This window comes from Streptomyces niphimycinicus, assembly GCF_018883605.1.
Taxonomy (GTDB): Bacteria; Actinomycetota; Actinomycetes; order Streptomycetales; family Streptomycetaceae; genus Streptomyces; species Streptomyces niphimycinicus.
The window spans coordinates 1-25,026 of sequence record NZ_JAHLEM010000241.1; the positions used below are offsets into that span (position 1 = coordinate 1).

Genomic DNA, 25,026 nt, shown 5'->3' on the forward strand with positions numbered 1-25,026 from the left:
TGCGGGTCGATGCCGACGCACAGCGGGCCGCGGGCGTCCATGGCGGCGCGCAGCCGCGCGCCGAAGGGGGTGGGGGTCGTCATTGGTCTCTCCTCAGGAAATTCAGCCCCTCCGGCGTTTGAGGAGCGGGGTCCGGGGCGGAGCCCCGGCGGGGGGCCCGGGGGCTCGCCCCCGGTTCGGGAAGGGGCGGGGTGGGGAACATCACCGCCGGAGGCGTTACGCGGCGGCACCGGCGCCGACCGCGTCGGCCAAGGTGTCGAACTCGGACGCGGCCAGGCGCTCCGCGAGGCCGCGGTGGATCTCACGGCACCAGAACGGGCCCCGGTAGATGAAGGCGCTGTAGCCCTGCACCAGCGTGGCACCGGCCAGAATCCGCTCCCAGGCGTCCTCCGCGGTCTCGATCCCGCCGACCCCTACGAGGGTCAGCCGGTCGCCCACACGGGCGTACAGGCGGCGCAGAACCTCCAGGGAGCGCGCCTTGAGGGGGGCGCCGGACAGGCCGCCGGTCTCGGCGGTGAGCCGCGCGTCGGAGGCGAGGCCGAGGCCGTCGCGCGCGATCGTCGTGTTCGTGGCGATGATGCCGTCCAGGCCCAGCTCGACCGCCAGATCGGCGACCGCGTCCACGTCCTCGTCGGCGAGATCCGGCGCGATTTTGACCAGAAGTGGCACCCGGCGATCGGTGACCGTACGGTCCGCGGCCTCGCGGACCGCGGTCAGCAGCGGCCGCAGATGGTCCACGGCCTGGAGATTCCGCAGTCCGGGGGTATTGGGCGAGGAGACGTTGACCACGAGGTAGTCGGCGTGGGCGGCGAGCCGCTCGGTGGAGGTCACATAGTCGGCGACGGCCTCCTCCTCCGGGACGACCTTGGTCTTGCCGATGTTGACGCCGAGCGTCGTGGCGAAGGCCGGGCGCCGGGCCGCGAGACGGGCCGCGACCGCCGCCGAACCCTCGTTGTTGAAGCCCATCCGGTTGATCAGGGCCCGGTCGGCGACCAGCCGGAAGAGCCGTCGCTTGGGGTTGCCGGGCTGCGGCTGGGCGGTGACCGTGCCGATCTCGACATGGTCGAAGCCCAGCATGGCCATGCCGTCGATTCCGGCGGCGTTCTTGTCGAATCCGGCGGCGAGCCCGAAGGGCCCGTGCATCCGCAGGCCCAGCGCCTCGGTGCGCAGCGCCTTGTGGCGGGGGGCGAGGACGGCGGCGGCGAACGTCCGCAGCACGGGGATGCGAGCGGCCAGCCGGATCCAGGAGAAGGCCAGGTGATGGGCCTTCTCCGGGTCCATGCGCCGGAAGATCAGGTTGAACAGGAGCGCGTACATGAGGGGCTTTCTGCGGCAGTGAGCGAGCGGATTCATGAAGAAGGGCGGGCTCATGAAGAGGGGGACACCGGCCGGTGTCCCCCTCCCTCGCCTCACTCCTCGCGGGCGGCGGTCAGATGTTCCGCGTGTTCCTGGAGCGATCGGACGCCGACCGCGCCCCGGCCCAGCGCCTCGATGCCCTGGACGGCGGCCGCGAGCGCCTGGACGGTGGTCAGGCAGGGCACCCCGCGGGCGACGGACGCCGTACGGATGTCATAGCCGTCCAGCCGTCCGCCGGTGCCGTACGGGGTGTTGACGATCAGGTCGACCTCGCCCTCGTGGATGAGCTGGACGATGGTCTTCTCGCCGTTCGGGCCCTCGCCCTCGCTGTGCTTGCGCACCACGGTCGCGCTGATCCCGTTGCGCTTGAGCACCTCCGCCGTGCCCGAGGTGGCCAGCAGCTCGAAGCCGAGGCCGACCAGCTCCCGGGCCGGGAAGATCATCGAGCGCTTGTCGCGGTTGGCGACGGAGACGAACGCGCGCCCCTTGGTCGGCAGCGCCCCGTACGCCCCGGCCTGCGACTTGGCGTAGGCCGCGCCGAAGACCGAGTCGATGCCCATGACCTCGCCGGTCGAGCGCATCTCCGGGCCGAGGATGGTGTCCACCCCGCGCCCGGAGGCGTCCCGGAACCGCGACCACGGCATCACGGCCTCCTTGACGGAGATCGGCGCGTCCAGCGGCAGCGTGCCGCCGTCGCCGCTGGAGGGCAGCAGCCCCTCGGCGCGCAGCTCGGCGATGGTGGCGCCCAGCGAGATCCGGGCGGCGGCCTTGGCCAGCGGTACGGCGGTGGCCTTGGAGGTGAAGGGGACGGTGCGGGAGGCGCGCGGGTTCGCCTCCAGTACGTACAGAATGTCCCCGGCCAGCGCGAACTGGATGTTGATCAGCCCGCGGACGCCCACACCGCGCGCGATGGCCTCGGTCGAGGCACGCAGCCGCTTGATGTCGAAGCCGCCGAGGGTGATCGGGGGCAGCGCGCAGGCCGAGTCGCCGGAGTGGATCCCGGCCTCCTCGATGTGCTCCATGACGCCGCCGAGGTAGAGCTCCTCGCCGTCGTAGAGCGCGTCCACGTCGATCTCTATGGCGTCGTCGAGGAAGCGGTCGATGAGCACGGGGTGCTCGGAGATCAGCCCGGCGTGCCGCTCCAGGTAGGCGGCGAGCGAGGGCTCGTCGTAGACGATCTCCATGCCGCGGCCGCCGAGGACGTAGGAGGGGCGGACCATGACCGGGTAGCCGATCTCCGCGGCGATGCCCTTGGCCTGCGCGAAGGAGAAGGCGGTGCCGTACTTGGGCGCAGGCAGCCCGGCCTCGGTGAGTACCCGGCCGAAGGCGCCGCGCTCCTCGGCGAGGTTGATCGCCTCGGGCGAGGTGCCGACGATCGGCACACCGTTGTCCTTGAGCGCCTGGGCGAGGCCCAGCGGGGTCTGGCCGCCGAGCTGGACGATCACACCGGCGACCGGGCCCGCCTGCTGCTCGGCGTGGACGATCTCCAGCACGTCCTCCAGGGTGAGCGGCTCGAAGTAGAGCCGGTCGGAGGTGTCGTAGTCGGTGGAGACGGTCTCCGGGTTGCAGTTGACCATGACGGTCTCATAGCCCGCGTCATGCAGCGCAAAGGAGGCGTGGACGCAGGAGTAGTCGAACTCGATGCCCTGGCCGATGCGGTTGGGGCCCGAGCCGAGGATGATCACCGCGGGGGTCTCGCGCGGGGCGACCTCGGACTCCTCGTCGTAGGAGGAGTAGAAGTACGGGGTCCTGGCGGCGAACTCGGCGGCGCAGGTGTCGACCGTCTTGTAGACGGGCCGGATGCCCAGCGCGTGCCGCACCTCGCGGACCACGTCCTCGCGCAGCGAGCGGATCCCGGCGATCTGGGCGTCGGAGAAGCCGTGCCGCTTGGCCTCGGCGAGCAGCTCGGGGCCGAGCTTGTCGGCGGCGGCGAGCTCGTCCGCGATCTCGTTGATCAGGAAGAGCTGGTCCACGAACCACGGGTCGATCCGGGTGGCGTCGAAGACCTCCTGCTGGGTGGCGCCGGCGCGAATGGCCTGCATGACGGTGTTGATCCGGCCGTCGGTCGGCATGTCGGCCCGGGTCAGCAGCTCGGCCTTGGTCCCGGGCTCCCCGGTGAAGTCGAACTGGCTGCCCTTCTTCTCCAGCGAGCGCAGCGCCTTCTGGAGCGCCTCGGTGAAGTTGCGGCCGATGGCCATGGCCTCGCCGACCGACTTCATGGTGGTGGTGAGCCGGGCGTCGGCGGCCGGGAACTTCTCGAAGGCGAAGCGCGGCACCTTGACCACGACGTAGTCGAGCGTCGGCTCGAAGGACGCCGGGGTCTGCTCGGTGATGTCGTTGGGGATCTCGTCGAGGGTGTAGCCGACGGCCAGCCGGGCGGCGATCTTGGCGATGGGGAAGCCGGTGGCCTTGGAGGCGAGCGCCGAGGAGCGGGAGACGCGCGGGTTCATCTCGATGACGATGACCCGGCCGTCCTCGGGGTTGACCGCGAACTGGATGTTGCAGCCGCCGGTGTCGACGCCGACCTCGCGGATGACGGCGATGCCGATGTCCCGCAGGATCTGGTACTCGCGGTCGGTGAGCGTCATCGCCGGGGCCACGGTGATCGAGTCACCGGTGTGCACGCCCATGGGGTCGAAGTTCTCGATGGAGCAGACGACCACGACATTGTCGTTGCGGTCGCGCATCAGCTCCAGTTCGTACTCCTTCCAGCCGAGGATGGACTCCTCCAGGAGCACCTCGGTGGTCGGCGAGAGGGCCAGGCCCTGGCCGGCGATGCGGCGCAGCTCGTCCTCGTCGTGGGCGAAGCCGGAGCCCGCACCGCCCATGGTGAAGGAGGGGCGGACCACGACGGGGTAGCCGCCGAGCTGCTCGACGCCCGCGAGGATGTCGTCCATGGAGTGGCAGATGACCGAGCGGGCGGACTCACCGTGGCCGATCTTGGCGTGGACGGCCTCGACGACCGTCTTGAACTGGTCGCGGTCCTCGCCCTTGTGGATCGCCTCGACATTGGCGCCGATCAGCTCGACGCCGTACTCGTCGAGGGTGCCCGCCCGGTGCAGGGAGATGGCGGTGTTGAGCGCGGTCTGGCCGCCGAGGGTGGGCAGCAGCGCGTCGGGGCGCTCCTTGGCGATGATCTTCTCGACGTACTCCGGGGTGATCGGCTCGACATAGGTGGCGTCGGCGATCTCCGGGTCGGTCATGATCGTGGCCGGGTTGGAGTTGACCAGGATGACCCGCAGGCCCTCGGACTTCAGCACCCGGCACGCCTGGGTGCCGGAGTAGTCGAATTCGGCGGCCTGGCCGATGACGATCGGGCCGGAGCCGATGACCAGGACGGACTGGATGTCGGTGCGCTTAGGCACGCTGGCCCTCCATCAGGGACACGAAGCGGTCGAAAAGGTACGCGGCGTCATGCGGACCTGCGGCGGCTTCGGGGTGGTACTGGACGCTGAACGCGGGGCGGTCGAGCAGCCGCAGCCCCTCGACCACGTTGTCGTTGAGGCAGACATGGGAGACCTCGGCGCGGCCGAAGGGGGTGTCGGACGGCGCGTCGAGCGGGGCGTCCACGGCGAAGCCGTGGTTGTGGGCGGTGACCTCCACCTTGCCGGTGGTGCGGTCCTGCACCGGCTGGTTGATCCCGCGGTGGCCGTACTTCAGCTTGAAGGTGCCGAAGCCGAGTGCGCGGCCGAGGATCTGGTTGCCGAAGCAGATGCCGAACAGCGGCGTGGAGCGCTCCAGCACGGCCCGCATCAGGGCGACGGGGTGGTCGGCGGTGGCCGGGTCGCCCGGGCCGTTGGAGAAGAAGACCCCGTCCGGGTTCACCGCGTAGATGTCCTCGGCGGTGGCGGTGGCGGGCAGGACGTGCACCTCGATGCCGCGCTCGGCCATCCGGTGCGGGGTCATGCCCTTGATGCCCAGGTCGATCGCGGCGACGGTGAACTTCTTGGTGCCGATCGCCGGGACGACGTAGGTCTCGGTGGTGGCCACCTCGCCGCTGAGGTCGGCGCCCTTCATCTGCGGGACGGCCCGCACCTTCGCGAGCAGGGTGGCCTCGTCGGCGACAGCCCCGCCGGAGAAGATGCCCACCCGCATGGCGCCGCGCTCGCGCAGATGGCGGGTGAGGGCGCGGGTGTCGATCCCGCTGATGCCGACGATGGCCTGGGCGGTGAGCTCCTCGTCGAGCGAGCGGCGGGAGCGCCAGTTGGAGGGCGTACGGGCCGGGTCGCGCACCACATAGCCGGAGACCCAGATCCGCCTGGACTCCGGATCCTCGTCGTTGACGCCGGTGTTCCCGATGTGCGGGGCGGTCATCACGACGACCTGGCGGTGGTAGGAGGGGTCGGTCAGGGTCTCCTGGTAGCCGGTCATTCCGGTGGAGAACACGGCCTCGCCGAAGGTCTCCCCCACGGCCCCGTAGGCCCGGCCGCGGAAGGTGCGGCCGTCCTCCAGGACGAGTACGGCGGGGGCACTGGCGCCCCGGGTGGAGGTCGTCATCGTTCGGCGCCTTCCGTCTGGTTGCTGGGGTGGTTCTGGTCGCTGTCGGAGGTGGTGAGGGCGTCGACCCAGGCCGGGTGCTCGGCGGCGTGGTCGGAGCGGAAGCCCGAGTCGATCAGCTTCTCGCCGAGCCGCCAGGTGATCACCAGCAGCCCGCCCTCGGCGAGGACCTTGCCCGCGATGCCCTTGTCGAGACGGGCGCCGCGCAGCTCGGCGGCGGGGATGAAGAAGTCCTGGGCGCCCGGCCGGACCACGCTCACGCCCTGGTCGGTGAGGGTCAGCTCGACCCGGCTGCGGGTGCCCAGCCCATGGGCGACGATCCGGTCCAGCCACTGCCCGGCGGTGGTGGAGCCGTGGTAGCGGCCGCCCATCCTGAGCCGCGGCTCACCGGGCTCGGCCGGGGCCTGGGGCAGCTCGGGGAGGTCGCCCTGGAGGGTGCCGCGCCACTTCCAGCCCTCGCGCATCAGCCAGTAGACCAGCGCGATGACCAGCAGCAGCCCGACGACCCAGCCGATCCGGGCGGCCCAGTCCGTCACGTCCTGCGATTTCTGCTCGGCGGCGAGGCCCGCGAATCCCGCGAGGCCCGCCACCGGATGGCTCTCAGATGTCACGCCAGCTTCCCGTCCACAACCGTCGCCCGGCCCCGCAGGAAGGTGTACGTCACGCGGCCCGGCAGTTCGCGGCCCTCGTAGGGGGTGTTGCGGCTGCGGGAGGCGAAGCCCGCGGGGTTCACCACACCACGGTAAGCGGAGTCGAGCAGGGTGAGGTTCGCGGGCTCCCCGGCGGCGATGGGACGGCCGTGGCCGGTCAGCCGGCCGATGGCCGAGGGCCGCACCGACATCCGGTCGGCGACGCCCGTCCAGTCCAGCAGCCCGGTGTCGACCATGGTGTGCTGGACCACGGACAGCGCCGTCTCCAGGCCGACCATGCCCATGGCCGCGGCGCCCCACTCGCAGTCCTTGTCCTCATGCGGATGCGGGGCGTGGTCGGTGGCCACGCAGTCGATGGTGCCGTCGGCGAGCGCCTCGCGCAGCGCCATCACATCGGCCTCGGTGCGCAGCGGCGGGTTCACCTTGTAGACGGGGTCGTAGGAGCGTACGAGCTCGTCGGTGAGCAGCAGATGGTGCGGGGTGACCTCGGCGGTGACGTTCCAGCCCTTGGACTTGGCCCAGCGGACGATCTCGACCGAGCCGGCGGTGGACAGATGGCAGATGTGCACCCGGGAGCCGACATGCGCGGCGAGCAGCACATCGCGGGCGATGATCGATTCCTCGGCGACGGCCGGCCAGCCGCCCAGGCCCAGCTCGGCGGAGACGATGCCCTCGTTCATCTGGGCGCCCTCGGTGAGCCGGGGCTCCTGGGCGTGCTGGGCGATGACGCCGTCGAACGCCTTCACGTACTCCAGCGCGCGGCGCATGATCACCGCGTCGTCCACGCATTTGCCGTCGTCGGAGAAGACCCGCACCCCGGCGGCGGAGTCGTGCATCGCGCCCAGCTCGGCGAGCTTCTTGCCCTCCAGGCCCACGGTCACCGCGCCCACCGGCTGGACGTCGCAGTAGCCGGACTCCCGGCCCAGCCGCCACACCTGCTCCACGACGCCCGCGGTGTCCGCGACCGGGAAGGTGTTGGCCATGGCGTGGACCGCGGTGAAGCCGCCGACCGCGGCGGCCCGGGTGCCGGTGAGGACCGTCTCGGAGTCCTCGCGGCCGGGCTCGCGCAGATGGGTGTGGAGGTCGACCAGGCCCGGCAGCAGGATCTGTCCGGCGACGTCGAGCACGGTGGCGCCGTCCGCGTCCAGCCCGGTGCCGACCGCGGCGATGCGCTCCCCCTCGATCAGCACGTCCCGCGGCTCACCCCCGAGCACCTTCGCCCCGCGAAGCAGCGTCTTGTGGGTGTCGCTCATGGTCACTTGCTCTCCTCGGTGCGGGCGGTGGCGGCGGCGGACTCGTTCCCGCCGAGCAGCAGGTACAGGACGGCCATGCGGATCGAGACGCCGTTGGCGACCTGCTCGACGGCGGTGCAGCGGTCGGAGTCCGCGACCTCCGCGGTGATCTCCATACCGCGGTTCATGGGGCCGGGGTGCATCACGATGGCGTGCTCCGGCATCCGCGCCATGCGGTCGCCGTCCAGGCCGTAGCGGCGGGCGTACTCCCGCTCGGTGGGGAAGAACGCGGCGTTCATCCGCTCGCGCTGGACGCGCAGCATCATCACGGCGTCGGTCTTGCCGACCACCGCGTCCAGGTCGTAGGAGACCTCGCAGGGCCAGCTCTCCACGCCGAAGGGGACCAGCGTCGGCGGGGCGACCAGGGTGACCTCGGCGCCCAGGGTGGCCAGCAGATGGACGTTGGAGCGGGCCACCCGGCTGTGCAGGATGTCGCCGACGATGGTGACCCGGCGCCCGGCCAGGTCCTGTCCGACGCCGGAGGCGTCCGGGATCAGATGGCGGCGCATGGTGAAGGCGTCGAGCAGCGCCTGGGTGGGGTGCTCATGGGTGCCGTCGCCCGCGTTCACCACGGCGCCGTTGATCCAGCCGGAGGTGGCGAGCCGGTGCGGGGCGCCGGAGGCGTGGTGGCGGATGACGACGGCGTCGGCGCCCATCGCCTCCAGGGTGAGCGCGGTGTCCTTCAGGGACTCGCCCTTGGAGACCGAGGAGCCCTTGGCGGAGAAGTTGATGACGTCGGCGGACAGCCGCTTGGCGGCCGCCTCGAAGGAGATGCGGGTGCGGGTGGAGTCCTCGAAGAAGAGGTTGACGACGGTACGGCCGCGCAGGGTCGGCAGTTTCTTGATCGGCCGGTCGGCGAGCCGGGCCAGTTCCTCGGCGGTGTCGAGGATCAGGACGGCGTCGTCGCGCGAGAGGTCGGCGGCCGAGATGAGGTGGCGCTTCATCCGGTTGCTCCGTGGGTGAAGGAGGTGTGCGGGCATACGGGCGGGCAGGCGCGGGGACCGGTGTCCTGGCGGCACCGGTGGTCCGTCGGACGAGTTCCCCGGGGTCGCCGGGGCGGCACTCGCCGTCGGTGAGGGGCGCTACTTCCCGTCCGCGGGGGTGGTCTCGCGCAGCCCGAGGAGCACGCTGTCGCGGCCGTCCTCCTCGGTGAGCTGGACCTTGACCGTCTCCCGCAGCGACGTGGGGAGGTTTTTACCGACATAGTCGGCACGGATCGGCAGTTCCCGGTGACCACGGTCGACGAGGACCGCGAGCTGCACCGCGCGCGGGCGCCCGATGTCACCGAGGGCGTCGAGCGCGGCGCGGATGGTGCGGCCGGAGAAGAGCACATCGTCGACGAGGACCACCAGACGGCCGTCGATGCCGTCGTCGGGGATCTCGGTACGGGCGAGTGCGCGGGCCGGGCGCAGCCTCAGGTCGTCGCGGTACATCGTGATGTCGAGCGAGCCGACCGGGATCCGGCCGGGCTTGCCGGTGATCTCTTCGAGCCGGGCGGCCAGCCGCCGGGCGAGATAGACACCACGGGTGGGAATGCCGAGCAGCACCACATCATCGGCGCCTTTGGCGCGCTCGACGATCTCGTGGGCGATGCGGGTGAGAACGCGCGCGATATCCGGTGCTTCCAGCACGGGGCGCGCGGCGTTCGAGGTACGGGCGTCCATAAGAAACGGACCTCCTTCTCCGCCTCACGGGACGGACCTTAAAGGACGGTCGGATTTGCGCCATTCACACTAGCAGGGGTCCGCCGCACTCCTGCCATCACCCCTGGCCGGAGCCCCTCCGCTCCGTTCGGCTTGACGAATGGAAATTACGCTGCGTAACCTCACAGTGAGTGACCAGCCGCGCGGCACAGCCGCACGTCGATACAGCGTCCGGGGAGCTTTATGTCCAGCGAATACGCCAAACAGCTCGGGGCCAAGCTCCGCGCCATCCGCACCCAGCAGGGCCTCTCCCTCCACGGTGTCGAGGAGAAGTCCCAGGGCCGCTGGAAGGCCGTGGTGGTGGGATCGTACGAGCGCGGCGACCGCGCCGTGACCGTGCAGCGTCTCGCCGAGCTGGCCGACTTCTACGGCGTCCCGGTGCAGGAGCTGCTTCCGGGCACAAGCCCGGCCGGGGCCGCCGAGCCGCCGCCGAAGCTGGTACTGGACCTTGAGCGACTGGCCCATGTGCCGGTCGAGAAGGCAGGCCCGCTTCAGCGGTATGCCGCGACGATCCAGAGCCAGCGTGGCGATTACAACGGCAAGGTGCTCTCGATCCGCCAGGACGACCTGCGCACCCTCGCCGTTATCTACGACCAGTCGCCGTCCGTGCTGACCGAGCAGCTCATCAGTTGGGGCGTGCTGGGCGCCGACGCCCGCCGCGCGGTCCAGCACGAGGACGTCTGAGTCCGCGTCCCTTTTCGCTCTTCACCAGCAGAAACGTGCCGCCGGGGGCGGTGGGGCCCTTCCGGGTCCTCCACCGCCCCCGGCGGCTTTGTCGTCCGACGCGCCTGTGCGGCCTCTGACGCGCCCGTGGGGCGTCCGTCGTATGGCCCGGCGGTCCGGCTCGTAGTCCGGTGTGACGGCCCCGTCGCGGTTATGCCCGGTGCTCCGGGTGCTCCTGATCGCGACGCAGACTCGGCTTCAGCTCCTTGATACGGCCCAGCAGACCGTTGACAAAGGCCGGCGAGTCGTCGGTGGAGAACTCCTTGGCGAGCTGCACCGCCTCGTCGATCACCACCGCGTCCGGGGTTTCGTCCTCCCACACCAGCTCATACGCGCCCAGCCGCAGGATATTCCGGTCGACGACCGGCATCCGGTCCAGCGTCCAGCCCACCGCATAGGTGGCGATCAGCTCGTCGATCCGGTCGATGTGCTGCGCATATCCCTCGACGAGCTGCATCGTGTATTCGCTGACCGGCGGCTGCCGGTCGTCGGTCCGGGCGAGCCGGATCCAGTCCGCGAGCACGATCTGCACGGTGGTGCCGCGCTGATCGGCCTCGAAAAGGATCTGAAAGGCACGCTTACGGGCCTTGTTGCGGGCAGCCACGGTTAGTTGTTCACCCGACCGAGGTACTCGCCGGAGCGGGTGTCGACCTTGATCTTCTCACCGGTGGTGATGAACAGCGGCACACCGATCTCGTAGCCGGTCTCCAGCTTGGCGGGCTTGGTGCCACCGGTGGAGCGGTCGCCCTGGACGCCCGGCTCGGTGTACTCGATCACCAGCTCGACGGCGGCGGGAAGCTCGACGTACAGCGGGTTGCCCTCGTACATCGCCACGACGGCCTCGAAGCCCTCCAGCAGATAGCGGGCGTTGTCGCCCACGACCTCGGGGGTGATGTAGATCTGGTCGAAAGTGTCCATGTCCATGAACACAAAGCTCTCGCCGTCCTTGTACGAGAACTGCATGCCGCGCTTGTCGACATTGGCCGTCTCGACCTTCACGCCGGCGTTGAAGGTCTTGTCGACCACCTTGCCGGACAGCACGTTCTTGAGCTTGGTGCGCACGAAGGCGGGGCCCTTGCCGGGCTTGACGTGCTGGAACTCGACGACGGACCAGAGCTGGCCGCCTTCGAGCTTGAGCACCAAGCCGTTCTTGAGGTCGTTCGTGGATGCCACGGTTGCGGGTTCTCCTGGACTACGCTGGCGGAGACCAGAAAGCCGCCGACGCGCCCTGATCTTCAGAGTGCGAGCAGCTCTTTGGTCGTGATGGTGAGTAGCTCGGGTCCGCCGTCCGCCTCGGGGCGGACGACGAGCGTGTCATCGATCCGGACACCGCCCCGTCCCGGGAGGTGAACCCCCGGCTCGACGGTGACCGGCACACAAGCGTCCAGTTTACCCATGGCGGACGGTGTGAGCCGAGGGTCCTCGTCGATTTCCAGGCCCACACCGTGTCCGGTGCACGGTTCGAGGGCGTCTCCGTAGCCCGCCGCGGTCAGCACCTGGCGGGTCACCCGGTCCACATCGCAGTACGCCCGGCCCGGCAGCAGCGCCTCCCGACCGGCCCGCTGGGCGGCGAAGACGGCGTCGTACAGCTCGACCTGCCAGTCCGCGGGCGAGGGCCCGATGACAAAGGTACGGCCCACCTGGCAGCGGTAGCCGCGGTAGTCGGCGCCCAGGCAGATGGTGAGGAAGTCGCCCTCCTCGACCCGCCGGTCGGTGGGCAGATGGCCGGGGCGGCCCGCGTTGGGCCCCGCCGCGACGACGGTGGGGAAGGCCGGGCCGTCCGCGCCGTGGTCCACCAGCCGGCGCTCCAGCTCCAGCGCCAGATGACGCTCGGTACGGCCCACCAGGATCGACTCCAGCAGCTCGCCGAGCGCCTGGTCGGCCAGCTCCCCGGCGATCCGCATACGAGAGATCTCCTCGTCGTCCTTGACGAGCCGCAACTGCTCGACGGCGCGGTCCAGATCGGCCAGGCGGAGCCGGGGCGCGGCGGCGCCGAGCGCCCGATGGCGGGCGACCGTCAGATCGTGCTCCTCGACGGCCAGCGAGTCGGCGCCGTCCGCCGCGGCCAGATCGGCGGCGGCCACCACCGGATCGCCGTCCGCGCCCGGCAGGACGAGCAGCCGCGGTTCGTCCGAACGCGCCGGACCGGAGGAGAGGGACGGGGAGAGCGGCGGGGCGGACGGAACCTCGGCGGCCACCAGCACATCCTGGACGGGGCCGAGCAGCAGCACCGCCCCGGGCGGCACGGCACCGCACAGATAGCGCACATTGGCGGGCCGGGACACCAGCGCCGCCGCGCTCCCGGCCGCGGTGCACTGATCGTGCAGACGGGCACGTCGGGCCGCGTACACCTCGGACATGTCCCCGAGCGTACGCACGCTCGGGGAGGACGGCCGGTCGAACGGGTCCGGATGGGGGCGCCTACCAGCTCGGTGGGCTTGCGATGGAGCGGGTGACCACCTCGTCGAGCATGCGCGCCGTGGTCTCCACGTCATAGGTGGAGTTGTCGATGATCGGCAGGCCGGAGCCGTACCACCCGGCCATCCGGCCGTGGATCCGCGCCACCTCCTCGTCGCTGAGGCGGCGGTTGCCGCTGCGGGCCGCGTTCCGCTCCAGGACGATCTCCAGGCCCGGAAGGACCACCACCGGCAGCAGACCGGGTCCGACATGGCGCTTCCAGCCGCCGAGGCCGACGACCGGGCGGTCGGGGAAGACGGCGTCGTCGAGGATGCAGGAGATCCCGTTGGCCAGGAAGTTACGGGCGGCGAAGCCGCAGGTGCGGCGGGCCAGACGATACTGCGCCTCGGAGTTCTCGTTCCACCCCGACTGGGGGTTGGCGAAACCGGACCGGACCCACTCCCGCACATCGTCCAGGCTGATGTGGGCGGTCGGCACCCGGCGGCGGTCGGCCCAGTGGCGCGCGACCGTCGTCTTGCCCGCCCCGGCCGGTCCGATCAGCAGCACCGCCACCGCCGCCTGCGAGACATCGGCGACCGACGGGTCCGCCGGGGGGTGCGGCAGCGGCACCGGACCGCCGGGCGGCAACTGGATATGGCCGGTGGTGTTCACCGTCTCCAGCGGCGCCCCGGGATGCGCGGGCGGGGCCGGTGGCGGCGATACCGGATGCTGCGCGGGCGGTACGGGGTGCTGCGCGGGCGGTGGTGCGGGATGTTGCGCGGGCGGTGCGGGATGCCCGGGCACCGGAGGCGCGGGCGGGGCGGGGGGATTGGGGTGAGGTCCCGGGTGATGGTTGGCACTCGCGCCCTGGGCCCAGCCCGCACCCTGCGGACCGGGCACCGGCCCCGGCTGGTGGGGCGGTGGCAGCGGAGCTCCCACTGCATGCTGCATCCGGTGGCACTCCGTCTCGTACAGGCAGTTCTCATCCGACAACTGTCACGTTGATACGGCGGTGAGGCCGCTCCTACCGAACGGTACCTGCCCAGAGTGCCGCTGTGTGAACGCCCCGCAAACCCATTGTGTGCCCGTAACCCCTTCCCGGCCTGGCAATTCGTCCGCCAAGGGCGGCAACTGCGAGGGGCTGGGGAGCTGCTCGAAAGCCCGCGGCGGTGCCGCGGGCTTCGAAGACGATGACAGAGTTGTGACGCGACGACAACCGCGATGACAACGGCGACGCCAACCGCGACGACGGATGCCTACCGCGTCAGCGGGAGACTTCGGCGTACGCCGCGAGCAGCACCGCCGGGTCCGGGCCCTCCAGGACGGTGGGCTTGGCGAGGCCGTCCAGGACGATGAAACGCAGCAGGTCACCCCGGGACTTCTTGTCGACCCTCATGGTCTCCAGCAGCTTGGGCCACTGGTCGCCGCGGTAGGTGAGCGGCAGGCCCACGGACTCCAGGACGGCGCGGTGGCGGTCGGCCGTGGCGTCGTCCAGACGGCCCGCCAGCCGCCCCAGCTCGGCGGCGAAGACCATGCCCACGGAAACGGCCGCGCCATGGCGCCAGTTGTAGCGCTCGTTCTTCTCGATGGCATGGGCGAGCGTATGCCCGTAGTTGAGGATCTCCCGCAGCCCGGACTCCTTGAGGTCGCTGGAGACGACCTCGGCCTTGACCCGGATGGAGCGCTCGATGAGCTCGGCGGTGTGCTGCCCCGCGGGGGTACGGGCGGCGGCCGGGTCCCGCTCGATCAGCTCCAGGATCTCCGGGTCGGCGATGAAGCCCGCCTTGATGATCTCGGCGAGCCCGCTGATGTAGTCGTTGACCGGCAGCGAGTCCAGCGCGGCCAGATCGCACAGCACCCCGGCCGGGGGGTGGAAGGCGCCGACGAGGTTCTTGCCCTCGGCGGTGTTGATGCCCGTCTTGCCGCCGACGGCGGCGTCGACCATGGCGAGCACGGTCGTGGGGACGGCGATCCAGCGCACACCGCGCAGCCAGCTCGCGGCGACGAATCCGGCCAGGTCGGTGGTCGCGCCGCCGCCGACGCCGACGATCACATCGGTGCGGGTGAAGCCGGTCTGCCCGAGCGCCTTCCAGCAGTACGCGGCGACCTCGGCGGTCTTGGCCTCCTCGCCGTTGGGCAACTGGATCGCGACGGCGTCGTACCCCTGCTCGGCGAGGTCCTGGCGGATGGCCTCACCGGTCTCGGCCAGCGCCTCGGGGTGCAGGACGGCGACGCGCTTGGCACTCGCGCCGATCAGGCCGGGCAGCTCGCCGAGGAGCTGCCGGCCGATCAGCACCTCGTACGGCGCGGTGCCCGCGGTGCCTCCGACCTGGATGCGCGTAGGAGTCTCGGCCACAGGGGGTGTCATGCGTTCTTCAGCTCCAGTACGTCCAGGACGGCCTCGGCGACGTCCTCGGGGGTGCGGTCCTCGGTCGACACGACGGCGCGGGCGACCTCGGTGTACAGCGGGCGGCGCTGCTCCATCAGCTCACGCCAGCGCTGGCGCGGGTTGACCGTGAGCAGCGGGCGCGGGGCGTCGAGACCGGTGCGCTTGACGGCCTCGGCGACGCCCATCTCCAGAAAGACGACGGGGAGGCCGACGAGCAGCTCACGGGTGCCCTCGTCGAGGACGGCACCGCCGCCCAGCGCGAGCACGCCCCGGTGCTCGGCGACGGCGGTCCGTACGGCCTGCCGCTCCAGCTCACGGAAGTGCGGCTCGCCCTCGTCGATGAAGATCTCCGAGATCTCCTTGCCCGCCGTCGCGACGATGTCGCTGTCGCTGTCGCGGAAGGTGGTGCCGAGCCGCTGCGCGAGCGCCTGCCCGACGGTGGTCTTCCCGACGCCCATGGGCCCGACCAGCACGACGACGGGCCCCTCGCCGACCTGCCCGCTCACCGAATGGCCAGGTTCTCGAGGAAGCTCCGCACATTACGCCGCGTCTCGGTGACCGAGTCGCCGCCGAACTTCTCCGCGACCGCGTCCGCCAGGACCAGCGCGACCATCGCCTCGGCGACGATCCCGGCCGCCGGAACGGCACAGACGTCGGAGCGCTGGTGGTGGGCCTTGGTCGGCTCGCCGGTGGTCACATCGATCGTGGCCAGCGCCTTCGGCACGGTGGCGATCGGCTTCATCGCGGCCCGGACGCGCAACAGCTCGCCGGTGGTCAGCCCGCCCTCGGTGCCACCCGAGCGGCCCGAGGAGCGCCGGATGCCCTCGTCCGTGGAGACGATCTCGTCATGGGCCTTGGAACCGGGCACCCGCGCGAGGTCGAAGCCGTCGCCGACCTCGACGCCCTTGATGGCCTGGATGCCCATCAGCGCACCGGCCAGCCGTGCGTCGAGCCGGCGGTCCCAGTGCACATGGGAGCCAAGGCCCACCGGCACGCCGTACGCCAGCACCTCGACGACGCCGCCGAGGGTGTCGCCGTCCTTGTGGGCCTGATCGATCTCGGCCACCATCGCCTTGCTCGCGTCGGCGTCCAGACAGCGCACCGGGTCGGCGTCCAGCTTCTCGACGTCGGAGGGCTTGGGGTGGACGCCGTACGGCGCCTTCGCGGCGGCCAGCTCCACGACATGCGAGACGATCTCGATCCCGGCCGTCTCCTTGAGGTAGGAGCGGGCGACGGTGCCAAGGGCCACTCGGGCGGCGGTCTCCCGGGCACTGGCGCGCTCCAGGATCGGCCGGGCCTCGTCGAAACCGTACTTCTGCATCCCGGCCAGGTCCGCGTGGCCGGGGCGCGGGCGGGTCAGCGGGGCGTTACGGGCGAGTCCCTCGAGGATCTCGGGCTCCACCGGGTCGGCGGCCATGACCTGCTCCCACTTCGGCCACTCCGTATTGCCGACCATGATCGCGACCGGGGAGCCGAGGGTCAGGCCGTGGCGTACGCCGCCGAGGAAGGTGACCTCGTCGCGCTCGAACTTCATCCGGGCACCGCGGCCATAGCCGAGCCGCCGTCGGGCCAGGGCGTCCGCCACCATGTCGGTGGTGATCGGCACCCCGGCGGGCAGCCCCTCCAGCGTCGCCACGAGTGCGGGGCCGTGCGACTCCCCCGCGGTCAGCCAGCGCAACCTGCTCAACGGTGCTCCCTCATGCGCGTGCCTCGACGTCTTGCGGCGCGACCCGGTCCGCGCGACTCCGGCCCGCACCTCCGATCCTCCCACGACCCGGGAGTCTCATCGGTGCATGGTCCATGGGGTGGACGGTCGCGGCGGGCCGGGAATGGGCCAGAGACGGGCCGGGGGGACGGTCGCGCAGGTCCGGGGGACGGTCACGCAGGGCCTGGCGGGGGCCGTCCAGGGGCCCGTGAAGCGGGTCAGCGGGCCGCCAGCGCCTCGCGCATCGCGGCCAGCGGCGCGGGGGCGCGGCCCGTCATCTGCTCGACCTGGAGTACCGCCTGGTGGACCAGGAGGTCCAGGCCGCCGACCAACGAGCCGCCGCGCGCGGACCAGGCGGCGGCGAGCGGGGTGGGCCAGGGCTCGTAGAGGACGTCGAAGAGCGCGCCGGGGCGGTCCGGTACGGACGCCGCGAGCGCGTCCATGGTGCCCGCGGGGGTGGTGGCGATCACCAGGGGCGCGCCGAGCGCCTCGGCCGCGTCGCCCCAGTCCGCCGTGCGCACCGCGACGCCCAGCCGCTCGCCCCACTGCCGCATCTCGGCGGCGCGGGCCTCGCTGCGGACGTATGCGGTGACCTCGCCGTCGCAGATCCGGGAGAGCGCGGCCAGCGCCGAGGAGGCGGTGGCACCTGCGCCCAGCACGGCGGCGCGCTCCACGCGGCCGACACCGCGCTCGCGCAGTGCCGCCAGCATGCCCGGGATATCCGTGTTGTCCCCGTGCCCGCGGCCGTCGTCGGTGAAGACGACCGTGTTGACGGCCTCCACCGATGCCGCGGTGTCGGTGATCTCGTCCAGCAGCGGGATGACGGCGCGCTTGAGCGGCATGGTCAGGGACAGCCCGGCCCAGGCCGGTCCCCCGTCCTCGCCGAGGTGTTTGAAGAAGTCCGGCAACGCGGTCTCGTCCACCTCGAAGCGGTCGTACGTCCAGCCGCTCAGGCCCAGCTTCCGGTACGCGGCGCGGTGCAGCACCGGTGACAGGGAGTGGGCGATCGGCGAACCGAGCACCGCTGCCCTGCGGTTTTCCGACATCTTTCCTCAGCCGTTGTTCGTGCGCTGCTTATTGAACTTGTCGACCCACTTCTGGTGATCCGCGTAGGTCTTGGAGAACTGGCTCTTGCCGCCGACCGCGACGAAGTAGTACCACCCGTCGGAGGTCGGGTTCAGCGACGCCTTCAGTGCGTCCGCACCCGGATTGCCGATCGGGCCGGGCGGGAGCCCCTTGTAGAAGTAGGTGTTGTATGGATTGTCGTATCCCTTGATCTCGCTGATCGGGATATCCAGCTTGCTCTGATTCTTGATGTAGTTGTACGTGGAGTCGAATTCCAGCTTGCCGTAGGTCTCCGGATTCGCGGGCTTGAGCCGGTTGTAGATGACCTCGGCCATCTTCCGGAAGTCGTCGTGGGTGACGCCCTCCGCCTGGACCAGGCTGGCCACGGTGATGAGCTGGAGCGGGGACTTGAGGCCCAGCTCCTTCGCCTTGCCCGCCAGATCCTGGCTGCCGTAGTTCCGGTTGGCCTCGGCGACCATCTTGCGCAGCACGTCCGCGGGCTTGGCGCCCTTGCCCACGCTGTAGCGGGACGGGTACAGGAACCCTTCCAGCGGATCCTTGATCTTGCTGTTGTCGTCGGCCCAGGAGGGCAGCCCGAGGTTCTTCGCCTCCTTTTTGGCGATGTCCGCGGTGGTCCCCGCCTTGACGCCGACCTTCTTGTCGATCGCCGCGTAGATCGTGGCGTCGCGCATGCCCTCGGTGACGATCAGGGCGTTGCTGCTGGTGGGGTCGAGCATCAGCTTGACCGCCGCCGCGCCGGACATCTCCTTGCGCAGGCTGTAGGTGCCCGGCTGGACGAACTTGCCGCTGTTCTCCACGGCGTCGACGAAGGCGCCGCTGCTCTTGACCACGCCCTTGTCGGCGAGGATCGAGCCGATCTCGGCATTGCCGGAGCCGGAGGGAACCTCCACCTCGATCCGGCCGGTGCCGTCGCCGGAGTAGTCGGGTGCGGGGCCGAAGCGGGTCTGCCAGAAGTCGTACGCGTAGTAGCCGCCTCCGCCGACGGCGCCCACCAGGACGACGGTGACGAAGAGGCATGCCACGCCGCTGCGGCGCTTCTTGGGCTGCTTGCCCTTGCCCTTCTTGCCGCCGCGCGCGCCGGGCCCGTCGTCGTCCTCGTCGTCGTCCGCCGCGTCGCCCAGGCCCCGGCCGCCGCGGTCCGTGAAGAACGGGTGGTCGTCCTCGTCGTCCGCTTGGAGGGGCGGCTCCTCGGGGGCCTCGCGCTGGCGGGGCACCTGGTGCTCCGCGGGGACCGTGGGCATCTGCTGTGTCTGCGGGGGCACATGGGCGCCCTGGGGTCCCGAGGGGGCGTGCGGTGACTGCTGTTGTCCCTGGTAGGCGTCCTGGGCGGGGTAGGAAGCGCCCTGGCCCCCGTAGGGATCCTGCGGGTCCATGCCCCCGTACGAGCCGTCCTGGGGCGGGTAGGGAACGCCCTGGCCGGGGTACTCCTGCGGGTGCCGCTGATGCGGGTAGCCGCCGTCCTGGCCGTCCCACTGCGGCTGCTGGTGCTGCTGGGGCCGGTGCTGCTGGGGATCCTGCTGATATCCGGGCGGATACTGCTGGTGCCCGTAGGGATCCTGGGCGTACGGCTCCTGCCCGTAGGAGCCCTGACCGTATGGATCCTGGCCGTAGGCGTCCTGCGCATAGGGGTCCTGTGCGTACGGCTCCTGAGCGTAGGGGGCCTGCGCATAGGGGGCCTGCGCATAGGGATCCTGACCGGCCACCGTGGGCCGGCCGCTCCATTCCCGGTCCCCGTACAGCGGATCCTCGGGATGCCACGGTTGGGAGCCGGGTCTCCGGCCGTACTCAGTCATCGATCCCCTAGCGACGGAGGTGGTCACCGCTCGGCGTGCTCGTGGCACGGGTGGCGGCGGCCATGTCGCGCGGAACGTTACCGTATCGCGATCAGATGACCACTTCGACGGCTTCTCCGGGGGCCCTGCCCGAGACCCGCTCGGTCTCCAGCGCGCTCTGTAGGATCACCACGGCGGCCGCCTGGTCAACCACCGAGCGGCCCTTCTTCGACGTCACCCCGGAGGCGCGCAGCCCCTGGGACGCTGTGACAGTGGTCATACGCTCGTCGACGAGCCGTACCGGCACCGGGGCGACTCGGCGCGCCAACTCGCGCGCGAAGGTGCGTACTTTGGCCGCGGCCGGCCCCTCGCGCCCGCTGAGCGAGCGCGGCAGGCCGACCACCACTTCGAGCGGTTCGTACTCCTCGACGAGCGCCGCGAGCCGCTTGTGGGCGGCCGGGATATCGCGTCCCGGCACGGTCTCCACGGGTGTGGCGAGGATCCCATCGGGGTCGCATGAGGCGACCCCGATCCGGGCGTCCCCGACGTCGATGGCGATCCGCCTGCCGCGTCGCACGGCTACAGGTCCGATTCCGCGACAAGCCGCTCGACGGCCTCGATGGCCTCGCCGACGGCGTCCGGGTTCTGGCCGCCGCCCTGGGCCACGTCCGGCTTGCCGCCGCCTCCGCCGCCGAGTGTCTTGGCGGCGGTGCGGACCAGGTCACCGGCCTTGAGACCGCGCTCACGGGCGGCCTCATTGGTGGCGATCACGGTCAGCGGACGGCCGCCCGAAACGGTGAAGAGGGCGACGACGGCGGGACGGTCACCAGGGATGCGTCCACGTACGTCCAGGACCAGCTTGCGCAGATCGTCGGCGGAGGTGCCGTCCGGCACCTTGGCGGCGACCAGGGCCGTGCCCCGGATGTCCTTGGCGCCCTGGGCGAGACCGGCGGCGGCCTGGAGCACCTTCTCGGCGCGGAACCGCTCGATCTCCTTCTCGGCCTCCCTGAGCTTGCTCAGCATGCCGGAGATCTTCTCCGGGAGCTCCTCGGGGCGGCCCTTGACCAGGTCGGTGAGCTGGGAGACGACCGTGTGCTCACGGGCGAGGAAGTTGTAGGCGTCCACGCCCACCAGGGCCTCGACCCGGCGCACACCGGAGCCGATGGAGGATTCGCCGAGCAGCTTCACCAGACCGAGCTGGGCGGTGTTGTGCACATGCGTGCCACCGCACAGCTCCTTGGAGAAGTCGCCGATGGTCACCACGCGCACCCGGTCGCCGTACTTCTCGCCGAACTCGGCGATGGCGCCCCGCTTCTTGGCCTCGTCCATGCTCATCACCTCGGCGGAGACGTCGAGTTCCCGTGAGAGCACTTCGTTGATCTTCTGCTCGACGTCCATGAGGACCCCGCCGGGCACGGCGGCCGGCGAGCCGAAGTCGAAGCGGAAGCGGCCGGGCGAGTTCTCCGAACCGGCCTGGGCGGCGGTCGGGCCCAGGGCGTCGCGCAGCGCCTGGTGGGTGAGGTGGGTGGCGCTGTGGGCGCGGGCGATGGCGCGGCGGCGCGTGACGTCGATCCGGGCGTGGACGCCGGCGCCGACCGTCACCTCGCCGACCTGGACGACGCCCTTGTGCACGCTGACGCCGGGCACCGGCTGCTGGACGTCCCGGACCTCCACCACGGCGCCGGTGTCCAGCTTGATCCGGCCGGTGTCGGCGAGCTGGCCGCCGCCCTCGGCGTAGAACGGGGTGCGGTCCAGAACGACCTCGACCTCGTCGCCCTCGGTGGCGGCGGGCGAGGACACCCCGTCGACCAGCAGGCCCACGATGGTGGACTCGCCCTCGGTGTGGCTGTAGCCGGTGAACTCGGTCAGGCCGGAGCTGTCGGCCACCTCGCGGTAGGCGGACAGGTCGGCGTGGCCGGTCTTCTTGGCCTTGGCGTCGGCCTTGGCGCGCTCCCGCTGCTCCTTCATCAGCCGGCGGAAGCCCGCCTCGTCCACCGAGAGGCCCTGTTCGGCGGCCATCTCGAGGGTGAGGTCGATCGGGAAGCCCCAGGTGTCGTGGAGCAGGAACGCCTTGTCACCGGCGAGCACGCTGCCACCGGCGGCCTTGGTGTCGGTGACGGCGGTGTCGAGGATGTTGGTACCGGCCTTGAGCGTCTTGAGGAAGGCCGACTCCTCGGCGAGGGCGACGGTCTCGATGCGCTTGCGGTCGGTCAGCAGCTCCGGGTACTGCTGGCCCATCGTCTTGAGGACGACGTCGACCAGCTCGCCGACGACCGGCTCGGTGGCGCCGAGGATGCGCATATTGCGGATGGCGCGGCGCATGATGCGGCGCAGCACATAGCCGCGGCCCTCGTTGCCGGGGGTGACGCCGTCGCCGATGAGCATGACGGAGGTGCGCATATGGTCGGCGACCACGCGCAGCGAGACGTCGGACTCATGGGCGGCGCCGTAGGCGACCCCGGTCAGCTCGGTGGCCTTGTCCATGACGACGCGCAGGGTGTCGGTCTCGTACATGTTCCGCACGCCCTGAAGGATCATCGCGAGGCGCTCGAGGCCGAGGCCGGTGTCGATGTTCTTGCTGGGCAGCTCGCCGAGGATGGGGAAGTTCTCCTTGCCCTCGCCCGCACCGCGCTCGTACTGCATGAAGACCAGGTTCCAGATCTCCACGTAGCGCTCGTCGTTGACGGCCGGGCCGCCCTCCTCGCCGAACTCCGGACCACGGTCGTAGTTGATCTCGGAGCAGGGGCCGCAGGGGCCGGGGACGCCCATGGACCAGTAGTTCGGGCCCATGCCCAGGCGCTGGATCCGCTCGGCGGGGACGCCGATCACCTCGCGCCAGATGCGCTCGGCCTCGTCGTCCTGCTCGTAGACGGTGATCCACAGCCGCTCGGGGTCGAGGCCGTAGCCGCCCTCCGCCTGGGAGCTGGTCAGCAGCTCCCAGGCGTACTTGATGGCGCCTTCCTTGAAGTAGTCGCCGAACGAGAAGTTCCCGCACATCTGGAAGAAGGTGCCGTGGCGGGTGGTCTTGCCGACCTCTTCGATGTCCGGGGTGCGCACGCACTTCTGCACGCTGACGGCGCGGTCGAAGGGCGGCTTGACCTCGCCGAGGAAGTACGGCTTGAAGGGGACCATGCCCGCGGGGACCAGCAGCAGCGTCGGGTCGTCCGCGATGAGCGACGCCGACGGCACGACGGTGTGCCCGCGCTCCTCGAAGAAGCGCAGCCAGCGGCGGCGGATTTCAGCCGACTCCATCAGTGGTCCTCATTTCCGGCTTTGTGGAGCTTGTGGGGAGTGGTGTGGGTGAGCTGGGCCCGGCCCCGCTGGGCCGGAAGCTGCTTGCGGTCGTCCGGCGGGGGCGCCGAGAGCCCGAGCGCGTCCTTGAGCGCGGCCTCGCGGTCGGCCATGCCGTCCCGTACGTCGAGGGCGAAGACCTTGATCCGCCGGCCTGCCAGCACCGCGCGGTCGGCGGCCTGCGCCGCCAGACTCTCCGGGGTGAGCTGGTTGAGCTTGCGGTTGACCTTGGTGGTGGCCCACACTCCGGCGGCGACGCCGGTGGTGAACCAGAATGTGCGGCGGAACATCCGGTCTGTCAGCCCTTCGATCCACGGTTGCGACGGCCGCCCCAGCGGGCGGACGGCAGGGTCTTGCCGATGACGACGGTGCGCGCGGGCGCGGGCTCGTCCTGCGCCCGTCCCTTGCGGCCGATCGCCCGCCGGACGCCGTAGCCGAACGCGGCCACCTTGACCAGCGGACCGCCGAAGGCGGTGGAGACGGTCGAGGAGAGCGCGGAGGCGTTGGAGGTGACCTCCTGGACGTCGGAGGCGATCGAGTCCACCCGGGCGAGCTGGGTGTTGGCCTCGCGCACGGTCGCCGACGCCTCGCTGAGCAGCGGAACCGCCTGGTCGGTGACCTCCGCCAGCAGCCTGGTGGCCGCCTTGAGCGTCTGGGCCAGCCTCACCAGCGCCAGGGCGAGGAAGGACACCAGGATCGCCCAGAAGACGGCCACGAGGATCCCGGCCACCTCTCCACCGGACACGTCGCACCGCTCCCTGTCGCCGCTCGTCGTCGTTGTTCGTGCTCGTTCGTGATGGTTGTGCTCGTCGTTCGTCGCCCGCCGCTCTCGGGCGGTATCCGGGCGCGGGCGGCAGGTATCGACCTTATCGCGCCGCGGACGCGCACCCGAAACGGATAACGGCCGCCGGGCCCGCTCCCGGGCCCGCCATCGGACAAGCCCGCGGGTTCCCCGTCGACCGGCGTCGAGGGGAACCCGCGGGCTTGGCTGGGTACTGCGCGCTCCGCCGAATCAGCGGGCGTAGTACTCGACGACGAGCTGCTCGTCGCAGATGACCGGGATCTCCTTACGGTTGGGGTCCCGGTCGAGGCGGAAGGCGAGCGCCATCAGGTTGACCTGGAGGTAGCGCGGGGTCTCGCCGTCGGGGGCGTAACCACCCTCGCGCGCCACCTGGAAGGGGTGCTTGTCGCGGCTGCGCTCGCGGACCATCACCACGTCGTCCGGGCGGACCCGGAAGGACGGCTTGTCGACCTTGCGGCCGTTGACCTCGATGTGGCCGTGGGTGACCATCTGGCGGGCCTGGTAGATGGTGCGGGCGATGCCCGACCGCAGCACGAGCGCGTCCAGACGGCGCTCGAGCTCGATGACCAGAGCCTCGCCCGTCTTGCCTCCGGCCTTCCGAGCGCGGTCATAGGCACGGGCCATCTGGCGCTCGCTGATGTCGTACTGGGCGCGCAGACGCTGCTTCTCCAGCAGCCGGACCTTGTAGTCACTGGTCTGCTTGCGGCCACGGCCGTGCTCGCCCGGCGGGTACGGGCGGGCCTCGAAGTACTTGACGGCCTTCGGGGTCAGAGCAATGCCCAGCGCCCTCGACTTCTTGACCTTGGGACGCGACTGGTTCACGGGGAACGAACCTCCATGTAAGTTAGGTGAGCCTTACCTTAGCCGAGGAGAGCGCATGTTTCGACCTGGGATCCCCCTGCCCAGCACTGGTCAAAGCCCCGAGGAGGGTCAGCCGCGTCCCATGGAAGACGCCCTGCGGCCATCGCCGGCAGAGCGCGTACGTACTCTCGTTGAATCCAAGGCTACGGCTTCGTTGACGATTCCCGGAATCGAGGCCCTGGATGATCTGGGGGCCGACTGTCCGGCCGCCCGGACGGTCGCTCCGGGCGGAGATGTACTGCTGCTGGTTCCCAGCGGCTCCCCCGCCGCCCGGGCCGCCGCACACGCCCAGGACGACGAGCTGACCTGCGTGATGGAGATCACCGACGTCGCCCCCGTCGCGATGCCCCGGCGGATCCGCGGCCGCGCCTGGGTGGCCGGCTGGCTCACCCCCGTCCCCTGCGGTGAGCGCACGCGCACGGCGGCGGCGCTGCTGGCCGAGCGGCATCCGGTGGGCGAGCTGCTCGGCCTCGACCAGGCGCCGCGGCCCCGGCGGTCCGGT

At 70.9% G+C, this 25,026-nt stretch carries 22 protein-coding genes and 1 pseudogene; 2 read left to right on the forward strand and 21 right to left on the reverse strand.

The genetic code is table 11. The features are described from left to right. Nucleotides 1-216: 216 nt before the first annotated feature. The 7 genes from KN815_RS21970 to pyrR form a co-directional block, all read right to left on the reverse strand. Nucleotides 217-1,317, reverse strand: coding sequence for a quinone-dependent dihydroorotate dehydrogenase (locus tag KN815_RS21970; RefSeq protein ID WP_216343655.1), 1,101 nt, complete (start codon nt 1,315-1,317; stop codon nt 217-219). 92 nt (nt 1,318-1,409) lie between these two features. Next, nucleotides 1,410-4,721, reverse strand: coding sequence for a carbamoyl-phosphate synthase large subunit (carB, locus tag KN815_RS21975; RefSeq protein WP_216343656.1), 3,312 nt, complete (start codon nt 4,719-4,721; stop codon nt 1,410-1,412). After that, a complete protein-coding gene (gene carA / locus KN815_RS21980; protein WP_216343657.1) occupies nt 4,714-5,853 on the reverse strand; it encodes a glutamine-hydrolyzing carbamoyl-phosphate synthase small subunit in 1,140 nt (379 codons plus the stop codon). The genes carB and carA overlap by 8 nt, the downstream gene beginning before the upstream one ends. Continuing rightward, nucleotides 5,850-6,464: a PH-like domain-containing protein gene (locus KN815_RS21985; RefSeq protein WP_216343658.1), complete on the reverse strand. Its 615-nt coding sequence runs from the start codon at nt 6,462-6,464 to the stop codon at nt 5,850-5,852. The genes carA and KN815_RS21985 overlap by 4 nt, the downstream gene beginning before the upstream one ends. After that, nucleotides 6,461-7,756 carry a dihydroorotase gene (locus KN815_RS21990; protein ID WP_216343659.1) on the reverse strand — a complete coding sequence of 432 codons (1,296 nt, stop codon included), beginning with the start codon at nt 7,754-7,756 and terminating at the stop codon, nt 6,461-6,463. The genes KN815_RS21985 and KN815_RS21990 overlap by 4 nt, the downstream gene beginning before the upstream one ends. A gap of 2 nt (nt 7,757-7,758) precedes the next feature. Then, complete coding sequence (locus KN815_RS21995) at nt 7,759-8,739, reverse strand: aspartate carbamoyltransferase catalytic subunit (RefSeq protein ID WP_216343660.1); 981 nt, start codon at nt 8,737-8,739, stop codon at nt 7,759-7,761. Between the two features lie 138 nt (nt 8,740-8,877). After that, on the reverse strand, nt 8,878-9,459 hold the full coding sequence (pyrR, locus tag KN815_RS22000) for a bifunctional pyr operon transcriptional regulator/uracil phosphoribosyltransferase PyrR (protein WP_216343661.1): 582 nt from the start codon (nt 9,457-9,459) through the stop codon (nt 8,878-8,880). Nucleotides 9,460-9,681: 222 nt separating this feature from the next. On the opposite strand from pyrR, the gene bldD reads away from it, so the two are divergent. Continuing rightward, nucleotides 9,682-10,182: a transcriptional regulator BldD gene (gene bldD, locus KN815_RS22005; RefSeq protein WP_014056259.1), complete on the forward strand. Its 501-nt coding sequence runs from the start codon at nt 9,682-9,684 to the stop codon at nt 10,180-10,182. Nucleotides 10,183-10,372: 190 nt separating this feature from the next. On the opposite strand, the gene nusB is transcribed toward bldD, so the two are convergent. The 14 genes from nusB to rpsD form a co-directional block, all read right to left on the reverse strand. Continuing rightward, nucleotides 10,373-10,825: a transcription antitermination factor NusB gene (nusB, locus tag KN815_RS22010; protein ID WP_137968331.1), complete on the reverse strand. Its 453-nt coding sequence runs from the start codon at nt 10,823-10,825 to the stop codon at nt 10,373-10,375. 2 nt (nt 10,826-10,827) lie between these two features. Beyond that, nucleotides 10,828-11,394, reverse strand: a complete 567-nt coding sequence (gene efp, locus KN815_RS22015; RefSeq protein ID WP_059146782.1) for an elongation factor P — start codon at nt 11,392-11,394, stop codon at nt 10,828-10,830. A 62-nt stretch (nt 11,395-11,456) separates the two neighbouring features. Next, complete coding sequence (locus KN815_RS22020; protein ID WP_216343662.1) at nt 11,457-12,581, reverse strand: aminopeptidase P family protein; 1,125 nt, start codon at nt 12,579-12,581, stop codon at nt 11,457-11,459. Nucleotides 12,582-12,642: 61 nt separating this feature from the next. Beyond that, entirely contained in the window at nt 12,643-13,569 is a 927-nt protein-coding gene (locus KN815_RS22025) for a Pro-rich N-terminal domain-containing protein (protein WP_216343663.1), read from the reverse strand. A 313-nt stretch (nt 13,570-13,882) separates the two neighbouring features. Beyond that, nucleotides 13,883-14,986 (reverse strand): 3-dehydroquinate synthase, encoded by a 1,104-nt coding sequence (gene aroB / locus KN815_RS22030; RefSeq protein WP_216343664.1) that lies wholly within the window; start codon nt 14,984-14,986, stop codon nt 13,883-13,885. Next, nucleotides 14,983-15,465 (reverse strand): shikimate kinase, encoded by a 483-nt coding sequence (locus KN815_RS22035; protein ID WP_216343669.1) that lies wholly within the window; start codon nt 15,463-15,465, stop codon nt 14,983-14,985. The genes aroB and KN815_RS22035 overlap by 4 nt, the downstream gene beginning before the upstream one ends. A gap of 44 nt (nt 15,466-15,509) precedes the next feature. Beyond that, nucleotides 15,510-16,694: a chorismate synthase gene (aroC, locus tag KN815_RS22040; protein ID WP_216343665.1), complete on the reverse strand. Its 1,185-nt coding sequence runs from the start codon at nt 16,692-16,694 to the stop codon at nt 15,510-15,512. A gap of 236 nt (nt 16,695-16,930) precedes the next feature. Beyond that, nucleotides 16,931-17,758, reverse strand: a complete 828-nt coding sequence (locus tag KN815_RS22045) for a shikimate dehydrogenase (RefSeq protein ID WP_216343666.1) — start codon at nt 17,756-17,758, stop codon at nt 16,931-16,933. Between the two features lie 6 nt (nt 17,759-17,764). Next, nucleotides 17,765-19,591, reverse strand: coding sequence for an endolytic transglycosylase MltG (gene mltG / locus KN815_RS22050; protein ID WP_216343667.1), 1,827 nt, complete (start codon nt 19,589-19,591; stop codon nt 17,765-17,767). Nucleotides 19,592-19,682: 91 nt separating this feature from the next. Then, nucleotides 19,683-20,147: a Holliday junction resolvase RuvX gene (ruvX, locus tag KN815_RS22055; protein WP_014056249.1), complete on the reverse strand. Its 465-nt coding sequence runs from the start codon at nt 20,145-20,147 to the stop codon at nt 19,683-19,685. Nucleotides 20,148-20,149: 2 nt separating this feature from the next. After that, entirely contained in the window at nt 20,150-22,822 is a 2,673-nt protein-coding gene (alaS, locus tag KN815_RS22060) for an alanine--tRNA ligase (RefSeq protein ID WP_216343668.1), read from the reverse strand. Continuing rightward, nucleotides 22,822-23,151, reverse strand: coding sequence for a DUF6167 family protein (locus tag KN815_RS22065; protein WP_093466156.1), 330 nt, complete (start codon nt 23,149-23,151; stop codon nt 22,822-22,824). Before KN815_RS22065 ends, alaS begins: the two co-directional genes overlap by 1 nt. Before the next feature lie 8 nt (nt 23,152-23,159). Then, the gene (locus KN815_RS22070) at nt 23,160-23,606 is read right to left on the reverse strand and encodes a DUF948 domain-containing protein (RefSeq protein ID WP_059146791.1); all 447 of its coding nucleotides are present in this window, start codon (nt 23,604-23,606) and stop codon (nt 23,160-23,162) included. Nucleotides 23,607-23,873: 267 nt separating this feature from the next. Further along, entirely contained in the window at nt 23,874-24,485 is a 612-nt protein-coding gene (gene rpsD, locus KN815_RS22075; RefSeq protein ID WP_059146792.1) for a 30S ribosomal protein S4, read from the reverse strand. A 193-nt stretch (nt 24,486-24,678) separates the two neighbouring features. On the opposite strand from rpsD, the pseudogene KN815_RS22080 reads away from it, so the two are divergent. Further along, a pseudogene (locus KN815_RS22080) lies at nt 24,679-25,026 on the forward strand (DUF2470 domain-containing protein); the annotation flags it as partial.